The organism is Streptomyces nojiriensis (assembly GCF_017639205.1).
Classification (GTDB): Bacteria; Actinomycetota; Actinomycetes; order Streptomycetales; family Streptomycetaceae; genus Streptomyces; species Streptomyces nojiriensis.
Map to the genome: position 1 here is coordinate 2,824,491 of NZ_CP071139.1, position 15,180 is coordinate 2,839,670.

Below are 15,180 nucleotides of genomic sequence, written 5' to 3' on the forward strand. Positions count from 1 at the left end.
GTCCGGTCAGCGTGCGGCGCCTGCGCGGCGCATGCGGGCGGCGAGGAGCAGTCCGGCGCCGGCGGCGAGCGCGGTGCCCGCGCCGCCGGCGATCAGGGTGGTGTGGTCGCCCGCGCCGGTGGTGGCGAGGGGGGAACCGTTGTGGCCCTGGCCGGTGACGGCGGTGTTGCCGGTGCCGGTGGTGCCGGTGCCGGTGGTGCCGCCGGTGCCGGAGTCCGTTCCGGTGCCGTTGCCGTCACCGCCCTTGCCGTCCTTGCCGTCCTTGCCGGGGGTCGGCTTTTCGTTGTCCTTGGCGGCCTGGTCCTTGGCGCGGGCTTCGTGCTGGCCCGTCTTGAGGAACCCGGTCCGGTCGGCGGGGGTGCCGGCGAGGGCGGCACGGCCGGCCTTGACGAGTTCCGGACCGCCACCGTCGATGATCTTCGCGATGGCGACGCGGTTGTCCTGGTCGCGGAGCTCGTACTGGGTCACTTCCAGGAAGTGGCGCAGCTCGGCCGGGGTCGGCGATCCGTTCATGAGCTTGCCGATGGCCTCGGTCAGGATCGGGCCGTCCCAGCCCTCGTCGATGCGGGCCAGCTCGACCAGGTCGTCCTGGGCCTGGGCGAGGTGGCGGCCGGTCTTCAGGAACTCCGCGCGGTCGGCGGGGGTGCCCTGGAGTGCCTTCTTGCCGGCTTCCTTCACGCCGGTGCCGCCGGTGCCGATGAGCCGGGAGATCTCGACCTTGTTGTCGTCGTCGCGCAGCTCGTGCTGGGTCACGTCGTAGAAGTGGCGGAGCTTTTCGATGGTGTTGCCGTTGCTGAGGACCTTGTTGATGCCCTCCTTCAGGCCGGGGCCGGCGCCCGGGAGGAGGCGCAGGATCTCGATGCGGTAGTCGTCCATGCGGATGTTGTGCTGGTCGACTTCGATGAACTTGCGCATGGCCTTGGGGCCGTCGGCGATGGCCTTGCGGCCGGCTTCTTGCATGAACTCGCTGGCCATCGGGTGGGCGATGATCGCGAGGATGGTCTTGCGGTCCTCTTCGGCCTGGTCGGGCGCGGTCTGGTCCGGCGTGGTCTGGTCCGGCACGGTCTGGTCCGGCGTGGTCGGTGCCGGGTGGTTGCCGTTGGCCGGGGCGTCGGGGCCGGCGGCGAACGCCGGTGACGCGATGAGGACGGCCGGAGCAAGGGCAGCGGTGGTGACCGCTGCGGCGATCCGGGAAAACTTCACAGACAAAACCCCCTGGAAACGTTTCTTCGACAGAAGAGACGTTCGGCCTGCGCAGATAGTTGTACCGGTCACGCGCCCGCCCCTCGTGGCGGCCCCGGGACGGTGGGGGCGGGGTCTCGATCACCGGACTGCCGTGCCTCTCAGGGGTGTTCGACGAGCGGGAGGAGTTCGCCCGTGGGGCGGGGGCGGCTTGGTTCGCGCTGGTCGAGGCCGAAGGTGGTGAAGGCGGTGCGGGCGGGCTGGGGGTAAGGCTCTTTGCCGGTGAGGGTGTTGAGGATGGCGGCGCTGCGCCAGGCGGCGAGGCCGAGGTCGGGGGCGCCGACGCCGTGGGAGTGGCGTTCGCCGTTCTGGACGAAGATGCTGCCGGTGACGGTGGGGTCGAGGATCATCCGGTAGCGGTCGTCGATGCGGGGGCGGCCGGAGGAGTCCTTGCGCAGGTACGGGTCGAGGCCGGCGAGGAGGCTGCCGAGGGGTCGCTCCTGGTATCCGGTGGCGAGGATGACGGCGTCGGTGGTGAGGCGGGAGCGGGTGCCCTGCTCGATGTGTTCGAGGTGGAGTTCGACCTTGGTGGTGGCGACGCGGCCTGCGGTGCGGACGCTGACTCCGGGGGTGAGGACGGTGTCGGGCCAGCCGCCGTGGAGGGTGCGGCGGTAGAGCTCCGCGTGGATGGCGGCGATGGTGTCGGCGTCGATGCCCTTGTGGAGCTGCCACTGGGTGGGGACGAGCTGGTCGCGTACGGCTTCGGGGAGGGAGTGGAAGTAGCGGGTGTAGTCGGGGGTGAAGTGTTCGAGGCCCAGCTTGGAGTACTCCATCGGGGCGAAGGAGGGGGTGCGGGCGAGCCAGGTGAGGCGTTCGCGGCCGGCGGGGCGGGCGCGGAGGAGGTCGAGGAAGACTTCGGCGCCGGACTGGCCTGAGCCGATGACGGTGACGTGTTCGGCGCCGAGGATGCGCGCGCGGTTGTCGAGGTAGTCGGCGGAGTGGATGACGGGGACGGTGGGGGCGTCGGCGAGGGGGCGCAGGGGTTCGGGGACGTAGGGGGCGGTGCCGATGCCGAGGGCTAGGTTGCGGGTGTGGGTGCGGCCGAGGGCTTCGGCTTCGCCGGTGGCGTCGAGTTGGGTGAAGTCGACTTCGAAGAGGTCGCGTTCGTGGTTCCAGCGGACGGCGTCGACCTGGTGGCCGAAGTGGAGTCCGGGGACGCGGTCGGCGACCCAGCGGCAGTAGGCGTCGTATTCGGCTCGGTGGATGTGGAACTGCTCGGCGAAGTAGAAGGGGAAGAGCCGTTCCTTGTGCTTGAGGTAGCTGAGGAAGCTCCAGGGGCTGGCCGGGTCGGCGAGGGTGACGAGGTCGGCGAGGAAGGGGACCTGGAGGGTGGCTCCCTCGATGAGGAGTCCGGGGTGCCAGCGGAAGTCGCGGCGCTGGTCGTAGAAGGCGGTGGCGAGTTCGCCGGCTCCTTGGCGGGGCAGGCCGTGGGCGAGGGCCGCGAGGGACAGGTTGAAGGGGCCGATCCCGATTCCGACGAGGTCGTGGGGGGCGTCGAGCTGGGCGGTCATCGGTGGGTGCTGCCTTCCAGGAGGGAGATGAGGGTGTCCAGGTCCCCCGCTGTGGTGTGCGGGTTGAGCAGGGTGGCTTTGAGCCAGAGGCGGCCGTCGGCGTGGGTGCGGCCGAGGACGGCGCGGCCTTGGTGCAGGAGGGTGCGGCGCAGGGTGGCGAGGTGGTCGTCGTCGGCGTGGGTGGGCCGGAAGAGGACGGTGGTGATGGTGGGGGGTGCGTGGAGTTCGAAGCCGGGGTGGGCGTCGAGGAGCCGGGCGAGGTGGTGTGCGGTGTCGACGGTGCGGTCGATGAGTGCGGCGAGGCCGTCGCGGCCGAGGGCGCGGAGGGTGGTGGCGATCTTGAGGGCGTCGGGGCGGCGGGTGGTGCGCAGGGAGCGGCCGAGGAGGTCGGGCAGGCCCGCTTCGGTGTCGTCGGTGGCGTTGAGGTAGTCGGCCTGGTGGGCGAGGGGGGCCAGGAGGGTGGTGTCGGGGACGGCGAGGAGGCCTGCGGCGACGGGCTGCCAGCCTTGTTTGTGCAGGTCGATGGTGAGGGAGTGGGCGCGGCCGAGTCCGGCGAGTTTGTCGCGCTGGCGGGGGCTGAGGGCGAGGAGGCCGCCGTAGGCGGCGTCGATGTGGAGGTCGGCGCCGTAGCGGTCGCAGAGGTCGGCGATGCGGTGGATGGGGTCGATGAGACCTGCGTCGGTGGTGCCGGCGGTGGCGGTGACGAGGGTGGGGCCGGGTGTGGTGGCGAGGGCTTCGGCCAGGCGGGCGGGGTCGAGGGTGCCGGCGGGGGTGGGGAGTTCGGTGGCCGGGGGCAGGCCGAGGAGCCAGGCGGCGCGGGGGACGGAGTGGTGGGCGTTGGCTCCGTGGAGGACGGTGAGGGCGGGGCCGTGGCGTTCGCGGGCGAGGAGGACGGCGAGTTGGTTGGCTTCGGTGCCGCCGGTGGTGACGAGGGCGTCGGGGTGGGGGGTGTCGTAGAACTCGGCGGCGAGGGTGCGGGTGAGGAGGGCTTCGACGGCGGAGGCGGCGGGGGCCTGGTCCCAGGAGTCGAGGGAGGGGTTCAGGGCGGAGGCGGCGAGGTCGGCGACGGCCGCGACGGCGAGCGGGGGGCAGTGCAGGTGGGCCGCGCACAGGGGGTCGGCGGGGTCGGCGGCGCCGGCGGCGAGGGTGTGTACGAGGGTGCGGAGGGCTTCGTGGGCGCCGGTGCCGTGGGCGGGGAGTAGGCCGGCGTCGCCGAGGGCGGCGTGGACGCGGGCGGTGACGGCGTCGGGGCCGCCGGCGGGGAGGGGGCCGCCGCGGTCGTGGGCGCCGGTGGTGAGGGCGTCGAGGACGGTGTCGAGGAGGGGGCGCAGGGCGGTGGGCCCGTGGGGGCCGCCGGCGAGCGGGGGCGGTGGGGGTGTGCCGGGCTGCGCGGTCATCGGGGTCCTCCGGGGCTGGCCGGGTGCGGTGGGAGGCACCCGGCCTGTACAACGATCAGACCCGAATGGGGTAACCGCCGGGGTTTGTCCGGAGCCGGGAGACCGTTCCCTGCGGGTCCCTGCCGGGGGCTGGGCTGGACGGGGCAGAACCCGGGCCGAAGCCGGACCCCGGAAGCGGCCGGGTCCGGTACCGAGCCGAGCCGGGGCCGGAGCCGGAGCCGGAGCCGGGGGCAGCCTGGACCGGGGCTGGGTCCCCGTTCGTCGGGTCCTGTCTTCCGGTTCCCGGCCCCGGCTTCCTGCCCCGGCCCCTGGGCCCCCGGCTACCCGCTAGCTCTCGGCAGAGGGCCGGCGGACCTTGAGGGCGCGGGCGAGGTCGTCGAGTTGGTCGACCAGCTTGCGGCGCAGGAGGGGGAGGATGTCCGGGTTCGTGAGGCAGGTGTGGCCGGCCTGGAGGTTGGCTTCGTCGATGGCGTACGCCGGGAACGCCCAGCGGCCGGCGGCTTCGCCGATGGCCGGGCCGCGGCGGGCGCCGAGGGCGACGGCCTCCGGGTAGTAGCGGGTGACGTACGGGGTGAGAAGTTCGGCCTGTTCTGGCTGCCAGAAGCCCTGGGCGGTGGCGCTGAAGAGGTAGTTGGACAGGCTGTCGTCGTGGAAGAGGCGGTCCCAGGCGGCGGCCTTGGCCTCGGCGGTGGGGAGGGCGGCGCGGCAGCGGGCGGCGCCTTCCTGGCCGGTGGCGCTGGTGTCGGCGGCGAGGGCGGCGTCGATCTCGGTCTCGCCGACGGCGCCGAGGACGGCGAGGCGGCCGAGGATGCGCCAGCGCAGTTCGGGGTCGAGTGCGGGGCCGCCGGGGACGGTGTCGTCGGTGAGCCAGGCGGCGATGGTGTCGGGCTGGGTGGCGCTGTCGACGAGGGTGCGTACGGCGGTCAGCCGCATGCCGGGCTCGGAGCCGTCCTCGGTGCGCCGGAGCAGGTCGCGGGCGATGGTGGTGAGGGTGGCGAGCGCGGCGGTCTGCTCTTCGGGGGCGAGGTAGCGTACGGCGACCTGGGTGCGGGCGAAGCCGAGGACGCCCTGGACGATGGCGAGGTCGTCCTCCTCGGGCAGGTGCGCGGCGGCGGTGGCGAGGTAGTCGTGCGGGGCGAGTTCGCCGTCGCGGACCATGTCGCGCAGGGCGTTCCAGACGACGGCGCGGGTCAGGGCCTCGGGGATGCCGGAGAGGCCGCGCAGGACCGTTTCGACGGAGGTTTCGTCGAGCCGGACCTTGGCGTAGGTGAGGTCGACGTCGTTGAGGACGAGGAGCGCGGGGCGGGCTCCGGTCACGGAGATGATCTCGTCGGAGGGGATGTCGAGGTCGAGGAGTTCGCGCAGTTCGAGGAAGCGGTCGTCGGCGGGGTCGCGGTCGTAGACGCCGACGGCGATGTGGTGGGGGCGGCTGCCTCGGCGGTCGACGGCGAGGGTCCAGCCGGCGGGGGTGTCGGGGCGGCCCTCGGACTCCTCGACGCGGGGGGTGAGGGTGTCGATGCCGGTGGTGCGCAGCCAGATGTCGGCCCAGGCGCGGACGTCGCGTTCGGTGTGGGCGGCGAGGGAGTCGATGAAGTCGGCGAGGGAGGCGTTGGCGAACTTGTGGCGGGCGAAGTGGGTGTTGATGCCGGCCAGGAAGTCCTTCTCGCCGAGCCAGGCGACGAGTTGGCGCAGGGCGGAGGCGCCCTTGGCGTAGGAGATGCCGTCGAAGTTGAGGAGGGCGGAGGCGGTGTCGGGGACGTCTTCGGGGGCGGGGGCGACGGGGTGGGTGGAGGGCCGCTGGTCGGCGTCGTAGCCCCAGGGCTTGCGGGTGACGCCGAAGTCGGTCCAGGTGTCGGTGAAGCGGGTGGCTTCGGTGAGGGTCTGGTAGCCCATGTATTCGGCGAAGGATTCGTTGAGCCAGATGTCGTCGAACCAGGCCATGGTGACGAGGTCGCCGAACCACATGTGGGCCATCTCGTGGGCGATGACCATGGCGCGGGACTGGCGTTCGGTGTCGGTGACGGCGGAGCGGAAGATGAACTCGTCGCGGAAGGTGACGAGTCCGGGGTTCTCCATGGCGCCGGCGTTGAACTCGGGTACGAAGGCCTGGTCGTAGGAGTCGAAGGGGTAGGGCTCGGTGAACTTCTCCTGGTACCGGTCGTAGCAGGCCTTGGTGATGGAGAGGATCTCCTCGGCGTCGACGTCCATGTGGGGTGCGAGGGACTGGCGGCAGTGGATGCCGAAGGGCAGTCCGGCGTGTTCGGTGCGGATGCTGTGCCAGGGGCCGGCGGCGACGGCGGCGAGGTAGGTGGAGATGAGGGGGGTGGGGGCGGACTGCCAGATGGCGGCGCCGCTGTTGTCGGGGGCGGCGCCGGTGCGGGTGGTGATGCCGTTGGCGAGGACGGTCCAGTGGGCCGGGGCGGTGACGGTGAACTCGAAGACGGCCTTGAGGTCGGGCTGGTCGAAGGCCGGGAAGACCCGCTGGACGTCGTCCAGGAACATCTGGCTGTAGACGTAGGTCTGGTTGTCGGCGGGGTCGGTGAAGCGGTGCAGGCCCTCGCCGGTGCGGGAGTAGCGCATGCGGGTGTCGAGGCGCAGCTCGTGGGGGCCTTCGGTGAGGCCGGTGAGCGGGAGGCGGTCGTCGGCGAGGGCGGCCGGGTCGAGGGGGTTGCCGTCGAGGGTGGCCGAGCGCAGTTCGACGGGCTTCAGCTCGATGAAGGTGTCTGCGGCGGTGCGTGCGGTGAACCGGACGACGGTGGTGGAGTCGAAGGTTTCGTCGTCGCCGGTGAGGTCGAGGGTGACGGCGTAGTGCTGGACGTCGAGGAGCTGGGCTCGGATCTGCGCTTCGTTGCGCGTCAGTGCGGACATGGGGCCCATGCTGCCCCAGTGGGCGGCCGGACCCCCTGCTTCTACTCTTCGCCCGCAGCGATCGTCTCGTGGTGGCGGATGACCTCGGCGATGATGAAGTTGAGGAGCTTCTCGGCGAAGGCGGGGTCGAGTTTGGCGTTCTCGGCGAGCTGGCGCAGGCGGGCGATCTGGCTGGCTTCGCGGCCCGGGTCGGCGGGGGGCAGCTGGTGCCTGGCCTTGAGGTGGCCGACCTGCTGGGTGCACTTGAAGCGTTCGGCGAGCATGTGGACGACGGCGGCGTCGATGTTGTCGATGCTGTCGCGCAGTCGGGCGAGTTCGGCGGTGACGCTCTCGTCGATGCCTGCGGCGTCGTCTGCCGCGCCCGCGCCGGTGCCGTTGTCGAGGTCGCTGTTGTTCATGGTTCCCGAGAATACGTGGCGGCGGCCTGCGGTTCCTCGGGCAGTCGGCCTGTGAGACGGCGACCGAATACTTGCCAGAGTGGAAAGTATTCGCCATAGTGGAAATCAATGGACGATCGTCCGTGTGCGAGCGAGGGGGAACCATGCAGGATTCGGCGAAGGCGGTCGGGGCGTTGGGGCGGGCGGCCGGTCTGGAGCGGGCGGCGCGGCGGCGCAGTGGCTGGTACGCGCGCTACCTGTGGGTGTTCGCGGCCGGGCAGCTGGTGCTCGTACCGATGGCCGTGCTGTGGCGCGGGCCGGTCTCGGGGGTGGTGTTCGGGGTGACCAACGCGCTGCTGGTGACCGGGCTGAGCGTGTACGCGGTGCGGCAGCGCGTGATGCGGCGGGGGTTCGGCATGAAGCACGGGATGATGATGGCGTCCTGGACGGTGGTGTTCGCCCTGACGATCACGGTCGGCACGGCGGTGTTCGGCCACGGCGCGCCGTTCGCGGCCGTGGGCGCGCTGGCGTGTGCGCTGCCGCCGGCCGTCGGCGCGTGGACCGAGATGCGGGGTGCGGTATGACGGACGAGCCGACCGGGGGCGCCGGGGCGGAGGCGAAGCGGGGCGGGCATCCGCGGCACGACCTCGCGCCGCTGCTGAACGCGCCCGTACGGCTGTCGGTGGTGGCGGCGCTGGCTCCGCTGGACAAGGCGGAGTTCGCTTTCGTACGGGACCTGGTCGAGGTCTCGGACTCGGTGCTGTCCAAGCAGGTGGCGGCGCTGGAGGAGGCGGGCTGGGTGGAGGTCCGCAAGGGCCGGGTCGGGCGGCGTCCGCGCACGTGGGTCGCGCTGACCCCCGAGGGCCGGGCGGTCTACCAGCGGCATCTGGCCGCACTGCGGTCCATCGCGCTGGGCTAGGCCGCCTCTTACGGATCTTGCCGGGCCCGCGACGCCCGGCACCGCACCTGGCCGCATTGTCGGGGCGCCCGAGTACGTCCAGTACACGGGCGCCCCTCCGCCTTGCCATCCACGGCACCGGACGCCGCGGGCTCGGCCGACAAGATCCGAAAGAGACGGCCTGGGCCGTCTCCTCCGGATCCCGCGCGAGCCTCCCGGGGTTCCGCCCCGGACCCCGTGCCTCAGACGCCGGCGGGGCCGGAACGGCCGGGGGCCGTGTGCCCTGTCGGGCGGGACGGGGGAGTCGTCGACGGCTGCCGCCCGCGACCGCTTCAACCAGCACGGCCGGGCCTGCGTCCTCCAGGAGGGGGCCGGCTGCTCCGCCGTGGAGCGCCGCGTGGACGTACCCGTCGAGGGCCGAAGGTGGTGACGATGGCGATGTGCGGTGCACCGGGGCTGCCGGACGGGCGGCGGGTGGCCTCTAGGCCGTCGAGCCCCGGCATCCGGGAGCTGGTTCCGGCCCTGTCCCGGTCGTCCGCGAGGACCGCTCGCCCGCTGCCGCCTCCGGTCGCCTCCCATGGCACCCGGGTGCGGGTCGGCCGGCAGTCGCGCGGCGGGGTGCCGCGCCCTTCCGGCCGGTGCGTGACCGGCCGGAAGGGCGGGCGGGACGGGCGGGTGGAGCGGGAGGAGCTACATGCCTGCCGCGGCGCTCTTGATCGCGGCGGCGAAGGTGGAGACCTCGGTGTAGACGCCGGGGTAGTTCGGCCGGGCGCAGCCTTCGCCCCAGCTGACGATGCCGACCTGGATCCAGGCGTTGTTGTTGTCGCGGCGGAACATGGGGCCGCCGGAGTCGCCCTGGCAGGTGTCGACGCCGCCCTGGGGCAGGCCGGCGCAGATCTCCTCGCCGGGGACGAGGTCGCTGCCGTACGAGCTCTGGCAGCTGACGTCGGAGACGAAGGGGACGTCGGCCTTCAGGAGGTAGCGCTGCTGGCCGCCGCCTTCGCGGGCGGCTCCCCAGCCGGCGACGGTGAAGGTGCCGCTGTCGTAGGCCTTGGTGTCCGCGATCTTGAGGGTGGGCAGGTTGATGGGCTTGGCGAGCTTGATGAGGGCCCAGTCCTTGCCCTTGCCGTTGTAGCCGGGGGCCTGGAGGACCTTGGTGGACTTGACCTTGATGGCGCTGGAGCTGTTGAGGTCGACGACTCCGGCGGTGGCGGTGATGGAGGTGTTGTTGCCGGAGCCGCTCACACAGTGGGCGGCGGTGAGGACGATCTGCTGGGTGTAGAGGGCGCCGCCGCAGCCCATGGAGAGGCGCACCATGAAGGGGAACTCGCCCTGCGCCGCGCGGGTGCCGCCGACGACGGGTGCCGGGCCGGCGGTGGCGGTGCCGGGCTGGAGGCTGACGGCGGCGAGCGCGACCGCGCCGACGGCGAGGGTGCGCTTCATCAACTGCACGAGGGTGGTCACAGTCAACACACTGCCTTTCGTGGGGGGTTGGGCTGTGCGTGTGCGTCATCGGGTGAATGACGGGTCCATGACACATCAGGCGTGTGGTGGACATCAAGAAGGCAATTTCGGCCAACTCCCGCCATGGCGGCAGGGATTGCTGTAAGGAGGGCTCCGTGACGGAGAACCGGGGGCCGGGCAGCCCCGTCGAGCACGGATTTCCGCATCTGGTGACCGTGCGCGCCTCGATCACCGCGCTCTTCCGCCGGCTGTCGGCCGACGGGATCCGGACCTACGACACGAGCTTCGCCCCCGCCGACGCCGCCTTCGGCGCCACCGACGACCTCCACCTGGGCGCGCAGCGGGTGGCCGCCGCGACGGTGCGCGCGCTCCGGCTGCCCGACGCGCGCATGGTGGTCTCCTTCCGGGCGATGGAGCAGGCCGCCACCGTGGAACTGGCCGCGGGGCCGGAGTACTTCGTCGAGGTCAACGACCGCTTCCGCACCCATCGCCGCGACCTGGCGGCCGCCCTCGCGCACGAGGTGGCCCATGTCCTGCTGCACCGTCTGGACCTGCGCTTCCCCGGCACCGCGGAGAACGAGATCCTCACCGACACCGCCGCCGCGTACCTGGGGGCGGGCTGGCTGCTCCTGGACGCCTACCGCGAGGACGCGCTGACCCACCAGAGGTTCGGCTACCTCACGCCGGAGGAGTTCGGCTACGTCCTCGCCAAGCGCGCCGCCCTGTTCGGCGAGGACCCCGCGCCCTGGTTCACCAGCCCCCAGGCGTACGAGGCCTACGTGCGCGGGCGCGCACTGGCCGAACGCGACCACCGCCGGGCCCCGCTGACGGCCGCCGGGCCGCTGGCGCGGCGCCGGTACGCGAAGGCGCGCCGCGCCGGGGCCGGTCCCGCCGACGGCCCGGCCGGCGGCTCCGCGTACCGCTTCGAACCGGAGGCGGCCGGCGCCGGGTTGCGGGTGAGCTTCCCGTGTCCGGTGTGCGCGCAGCGGCTGCGGGTGCCGGTGCGCGGGCGCCTGCGGGCCCGGTGCGGGCTGTGCCACACCGTCCTCGACTGCATCACGTAGATCATTCATCACGCGGCCACGAAAAGTTTCCTACCGGCCAGTAGACATGGGTGCGATTCTCGCCAACTCTGGTCACGTACATGCCAACTCGTGACCGAGGAGCGCCCCCCATGCGCAGCACCCGCCGCACCCGTACGCCCCGTTCCGCCGCCGTCGGCGTGGCCGCGGCCGCCGCCGTCCTGACGCTGGTTCCGGCCACCGCCGCCCAGGCCGCGCCCGTCCCGGCGCCGGCCCCCGTGTCCGCGCCTGCGGCCGCGTCTCCTGCCGCCTCCGCGCCCGGCGGCAACGCCGCGATCCTCGGCATCGACTACGCCACCTGGCAGCGGGACGTCGCCGCCGTGATCGACGCGGCCCGGCCCGCCATCGAGGCGCGCATCGCCGCCTCGCCCGCCGGGGAGAAGCCCGCCCTCGTCCTCGACATCGACAACACCTCGCTGGAGACGGACTTCCACTGGTTCTGGACCTTCCCGACCCCCGCGATCACCAAGGTCCGCGCGCTGACCCAGTACGCGCACGACCGCGGCGTCGCGGTCTTCTTCGTCACCGCCCGCCCCGGGATCATCCACTCCCTCACCGAGCGCAACCTCAAGGCCGTGGGCTACCCCGTCTCGGGGCTCTACGTCCGTGACCTGCCCGACCTGTTCGAGGAGGTCAGCGCCTACAAGACGGGCAAGCGGGCGGAGATCGAGGCGCGCGGCTACACGATCATCGCCAACATCGGCAACAGCCCGACCGACCTCGTCGGCGGGCACGCCGAGCGCACCGTCAAGCTGCCGGACTACAACGGCAAGCTCTCCTGACCTGACCGAGCCGACCCGGCGGCGGGCAGTGCGAGCCCGCCGATCGGCCCGCCGTCCTCACGGAGCACCCGGCCGTCCCCGCCGGTGACCGGGCCGCCCTTGGTGCCGATGCCCCCCCCGGGGACGATGCCGGGCGGCAGCGCCCCGGGACATGGGTGTCCGCAGTTCTGGAGGAGCTCCGGAGAGCTCCGGGAAGAGCTCTCCGGAGGCGGGGTTCAGTGTGCGAAGAAGTCCGCGGCGAGGCGGTTGAAGTCGTCGAAGGCCTCGGTCTGCGCCCAGTGGCCGCAGCGCGGGAAGACGTGCAGGCGGGCGTCGGGGATGGCCTTGAGGGCGAGCAGCGCGCCGTCGAGGGGGTTGACCCGGTCCTCGCGGCCCCAGGTGAGCAGGGTGGGGTGGCCGATGCGGTGGGCCTCGCGCCACAGCAGGGTGTCCTGCTGCCAGGCGGGGTTGGCGAAGGAGGCGCCCATGCGGGCGCCTCCGATCCGGGCGTCCGGGTCCATGGCCTGCGTGTAGCGCTCCTCGACGAGTGCGTCGGTGACGAGCGAGGGGTCGTGGACGAGCGTGGTGAGGAAGGCGCGCATCTGCTCGCGGGTGGGTTCGGCGGCCGCGGCGAACGCGATGAGGCGCCGGATGCCTTCGGTGGGGTCGGCCGAGAAGAGATTGACCGAAATACCGCCGGGGCTCATGAGCAGCAGCTTGTCCACCTTGCCCGGGTGGTCCAGCGACATCCGGACGGCGGCGCCTCCGCCGAGGGAGTTGCCGATGAAGTGGGCTTTCGCGATGCCGAGTTCGTCCATGAGGGCGGCGGTCGCGGCGGCGCTGAAGCTGAAGTAGTCGCGATCGGGTTCGGGCTTGTCGGAGCGGCCGTAGCAGGGCTGGTCGATGAGCAGGGTGCGGAACCGCTCGGCGAAGAAGGGCAGGTTGGGGCCGAAGTTGGACCAGGCGGAGGCGCCGGGTCCGCCGCCGTGGAGCAGGATGAGGACGGGGGCGTCGGGGTGGTCCGGGCCCGCCTCGTGGAAGTGGAGGTTGAGGTTTCCGGCCTTGGCCGTGCGCGAGGTGCTCTCGTAAGTGATCATCACAACATCGTGTCCTGGATGTCGAGGCCGAGCGCACCCCGGCCGAAAAGGACCGGGGCCCGCTGGGGCCACGACCGGGAGGAGAGCCTCCGCGGCATCTGCTGCGTGGCGGCGCGGCCCTGCGCGGCGCGGCCCACGCCCGGACGGCCCGGCCCGGCCCGGGCCGGCCCGGCCCGGGCCGGGCCGGGCCGGGCCGGGCCGTCCGGGCGTGGGCCGCGCGGCCCCGGGAACCGCGGCCGGCGGACTCCGAACAGGAAATGGACAACATGATGGGCTGGTTGCGGTTCAGCGGGTGGATGTAGCGGGTAGTCATATCCCACCGCAAGAAACGAAGACCCGGTCCCGACCCCTCGCCAGGGGGCCGGGCCCGCTTCGTTTACGGGCCCGGGACGGGTGGCCCCACCGGCTCCACCGTGCCGGAGCAGCGGGCCCGTTCGGCGGCCAGGACCGTCAGGTGGCTGGTGAGCGACTCCCGCGGGCCGGACCTGACCAGGCCGGGGTCACCGGTGGCGATGGCGGCGACGAAGGCGTCCATGAGGCCGGCGTCGCCGCCGCCGTGGCCGCCCGCGGCGTCCATCGGCCCGCCCGCGCCGATGGCCACCTGCTCCTCGGTGCGGGTCAGGAAATCGTAGACCGTGATGGTGCTGCCGTCGCCCCGCAGTTCGCCGCGGGTTCCGAAGATCCGGGTGTGGCGGTCCGCCTGCTCGGTGAAGGCGGTCATGGTGAAGGTGGCCGTCGCCCCCGAGTCGAACTCCATGGCCACCACCTGGTGGTCGACGACGTCGTTGTCGCAGGCGTACACGCACCGCCCGTAGGGCCCCTCCCGCAGCGCGGTCTCCAGGGCCCGCGGGGTGAACTCGTCGATCAGCACGCTCAGCGGCCAGCGGTGGCGGCCGTCGGCCAGCCGCTCGCCGTACTCGCGTGCCGCGGAGTACGGGCAGTCCGGCTCGACCGCGCAGTCCAGGCAGCGGTCCGCCGCACCCGGCGGCCTGTTCTCGGGCCGGAAGTGCGAGAGGCGGCCGAAGCTGGAGACCCGTACGGGAGGGTGCCCCAGCACGTACTGGAGCCAGTCCAGGTCGTGGCAGGACTTGGCCATCAGCATGGTCGTCGCCTCGTCGGCGCGCCGCCAGTTGCCCCGTACGAACGAGTGGGCCTGGTGCCAGAAGCCGACCGGCTCCAGGTGCTGGACGCTCACGATGTCGCCGATGCGGCCGGAGTCGACGACGTCCTTGAGGGTCCGCGTGTAGGGCGTGTAGCGCAGGACGTGCCCGACGGAGAGGATGACGCCGGCCCGCTCGACGGCGTCGACGATCCGCCGGCACTCGTCCTCCGTGAGGGCCATCGGCTTCTCCAGCATGATGTGGTAGCCGAGCCCGGCGAACGCGAGGACCGGCTCCAGGTGGTCGCGGTCCAGGGTGCAGACGAGCACCGCGTCCGCGATCCGGCCGAGGGCGGCCAGCTCCCGCCAGTCGCCGAGCACGTGGCAAGGGTCGATGCGGTGGGCGGCGGCGAGCCGCTCCCGCCGGGGCGCGCGCGGTTCGGCGACCGCGACCACCCGGGCCCGGTCCGGATGGGCCAGGGCCCATCCGGCGTGGCCGCTCCCCCGGTCGCCCGCCCCGACGACGGCGAGCGTGATGGTGTCGGACATGGGCCCAGCCCCGCTTCCCGAACCGATTGCCGTGCGCAGCAAGCGCTTCCCCCGGAGAAGCTAGCGGCCGCGCGTCCTGCCGGACACCCCCCTTCACCCGTACGTGACGACCCGGCAGCAGCAGGCGCTGCAGGCGCCCTCCCGGCAGGAGTACGGGGCAGGCATGCGCCTCGGCCGGCCCCCACAGCTCGTCCCGGAAGATCACCGACTCGCCGTCCCGGTCGGCGTACAGCGGGGCGACCCGGCCCCGGCCCGCGGCCGGCGCCGACTTGGCGGCCCGGACCAGCCCCGGCCGGGCCTCGCCGGCTCCTTAGCCCGGCCCGGCCCGGCCGGGTACGTCACGCGCCCGCGCTGGGCGGGGCCGCGACGTTCAGCTGCCAGGAGACGCCGAAGCGGTCGTTCACCCAGCCGAACCGGTGGCTGAATCCGTACGAGCCCAGGGGCATCAGCTCGGTGCCCTGCTCGGCGAGGGCTCCGTAGAGGCGGTCGATCTCGGCCTCGTCCTCGCACTGGACGTACAGCGACACCGCGGGCGTGAAGCCGAACTCGTGCCGAGCCGGGCTGTCGATGCACATGAACTGCTGTCCGGCCAGGGAGAACGTCGCGTGGCGCACGGTCCCCTCGGGTCCGGCTCCGGGTCCGGTCTCGTCGGGGCCGTAGCGGCTGATGGCGATCACCTCGGCGTCGTCGAACAGCGAGAGGTAGAAGGTCATCGCCTCCTCCGCCCGCCCCTCGAACATCAGGAACGTGGTGATCTTCTGCGGGGTCGGCGTGACGGCCATCGTCGGTTCGTGTCCCTTCGGCTCTTGTCCCGGACCAGGAACCTTAGCGTCCG

General features: G+C 72.7%; 13 protein-coding genes. 4 read left to right on the forward strand and 9 right to left on the reverse strand.

Translation table 11 applies throughout. From position 1 onward, the window contains the following. Window positions 1-6: 6 nt before the first annotated feature. The 5 genes from JYK04_RS41895 to JYK04_RS13175 all read right to left on the reverse strand — a co-directional run bounded on the left by JYK04_RS41895 (window position 7) and on the right by JYK04_RS13175 (window position 7,416). Entirely contained in the window at window positions 7-1,203 is a 1,197-nt protein-coding gene (locus JYK04_RS41895) for an ALF repeat-containing protein (RefSeq protein ID WP_189736029.1), read from the reverse strand. A gap of 140 nt (window positions 1,204-1,343) precedes the next feature. Then, window positions 1,344-2,753, reverse strand: coding sequence for a lysine N(6)-hydroxylase/L-ornithine N(5)-oxygenase family protein (locus JYK04_RS13160; protein WP_189736031.1), 1,410 nt, complete (start codon window positions 2,751-2,753; stop codon window positions 1,344-1,346). Beyond that, window positions 2,750-4,150, reverse strand: coding sequence for a pyridoxal phosphate-dependent decarboxylase family protein (locus tag JYK04_RS13165; RefSeq protein ID WP_189736033.1), 1,401 nt, complete (start codon window positions 4,148-4,150; stop codon window positions 2,750-2,752). Before JYK04_RS13165 ends, JYK04_RS13160 begins: the two co-directional genes overlap by 4 nt. 327 nt (window positions 4,151-4,477) lie before the next feature. Then, entirely contained in the window at window positions 4,478-7,018 is a 2,541-nt protein-coding gene (pepN, locus tag JYK04_RS13170) for an aminopeptidase N (protein WP_189736035.1), read from the reverse strand. A gap of 41 nt (window positions 7,019-7,059) precedes the next feature. Then, the gene (locus JYK04_RS13175; protein ID WP_189736037.1) at window positions 7,060-7,416 is read right to left on the reverse strand and encodes a chorismate mutase; all 357 of its coding nucleotides are present in this window, start codon (window positions 7,414-7,416) and stop codon (window positions 7,060-7,062) included. Between the two features lie 143 nt (window positions 7,417-7,559). Here JYK04_RS13175 and JYK04_RS13180 point away from each other — a divergent pair, with 143 nt between their 5' ends. Together JYK04_RS13180 and JYK04_RS13185 are read left to right on the forward strand one after the other, a co-directional pair. Beyond that, entirely contained in the window at window positions 7,560-7,979 is a 420-nt protein-coding gene (locus JYK04_RS13180) for a hypothetical protein (protein WP_189736038.1), read from the forward strand. Then, window positions 7,976-8,314, forward strand: coding sequence for a winged helix-turn-helix domain-containing protein (locus JYK04_RS13185; RefSeq protein WP_189736040.1), 339 nt, complete (start codon window positions 7,976-7,978; stop codon window positions 8,312-8,314). The genes JYK04_RS13180 and JYK04_RS13185 overlap by 4 nt, the downstream gene beginning before the upstream one ends. Before the next feature lie 669 nt (window positions 8,315-8,983). Here the strand turns inward: JYK04_RS13185 and JYK04_RS13190 are convergent. Continuing rightward, on the reverse strand, window positions 8,984-9,736 hold the full coding sequence (locus JYK04_RS13190; protein WP_373297413.1) for a S1 family peptidase: 753 nt from the start codon (window positions 9,734-9,736) through the stop codon (window positions 8,984-8,986). Between the two features lie 176 nt (window positions 9,737-9,912). On the opposite strand from JYK04_RS13190, the gene JYK04_RS13195 reads away from it, so the two are divergent. Beyond that, entirely contained in the window at window positions 9,913-10,821 is a 909-nt protein-coding gene (locus JYK04_RS13195) for a hypothetical protein (RefSeq protein WP_189736044.1), read from the forward strand. Between the two features lie 110 nt (window positions 10,822-10,931). Next, entirely contained in the window at window positions 10,932-11,621 is a 690-nt protein-coding gene (locus tag JYK04_RS13200; RefSeq protein ID WP_189736046.1) for an HAD family acid phosphatase, read from the forward strand. A gap of 215 nt (window positions 11,622-11,836) precedes the next feature. Here JYK04_RS13200 and hsaD read toward each other — a convergent pair whose 3' ends face one another. The 3 genes from hsaD to JYK04_RS13215 form a co-directional block, all read right to left on the reverse strand. Then, entirely contained in the window at window positions 11,837-12,697 is an 861-nt protein-coding gene (hsaD, locus tag JYK04_RS13205; RefSeq protein WP_189736048.1) for a 4,5:9,10-diseco-3-hydroxy-5,9,17-trioxoandrosta-1(10),2-diene-4-oate hydrolase, read from the reverse strand. Between the two features lie 376 nt (window positions 12,698-13,073). Then, window positions 13,074-14,345 (reverse strand): Gfo/Idh/MocA family protein, encoded by a 1,272-nt coding sequence (locus JYK04_RS13210; protein WP_189736050.1) that lies wholly within the window; start codon window positions 14,343-14,345, stop codon window positions 13,074-13,076. A 338-nt stretch (window positions 14,346-14,683) separates the two neighbouring features. Continuing rightward, entirely contained in the window at window positions 14,684-15,127 is a 444-nt protein-coding gene (locus tag JYK04_RS13215; RefSeq protein WP_189736052.1) for a VOC family protein, read from the reverse strand. Window positions 15,128-15,180 lie beyond the last annotated feature (53 nt).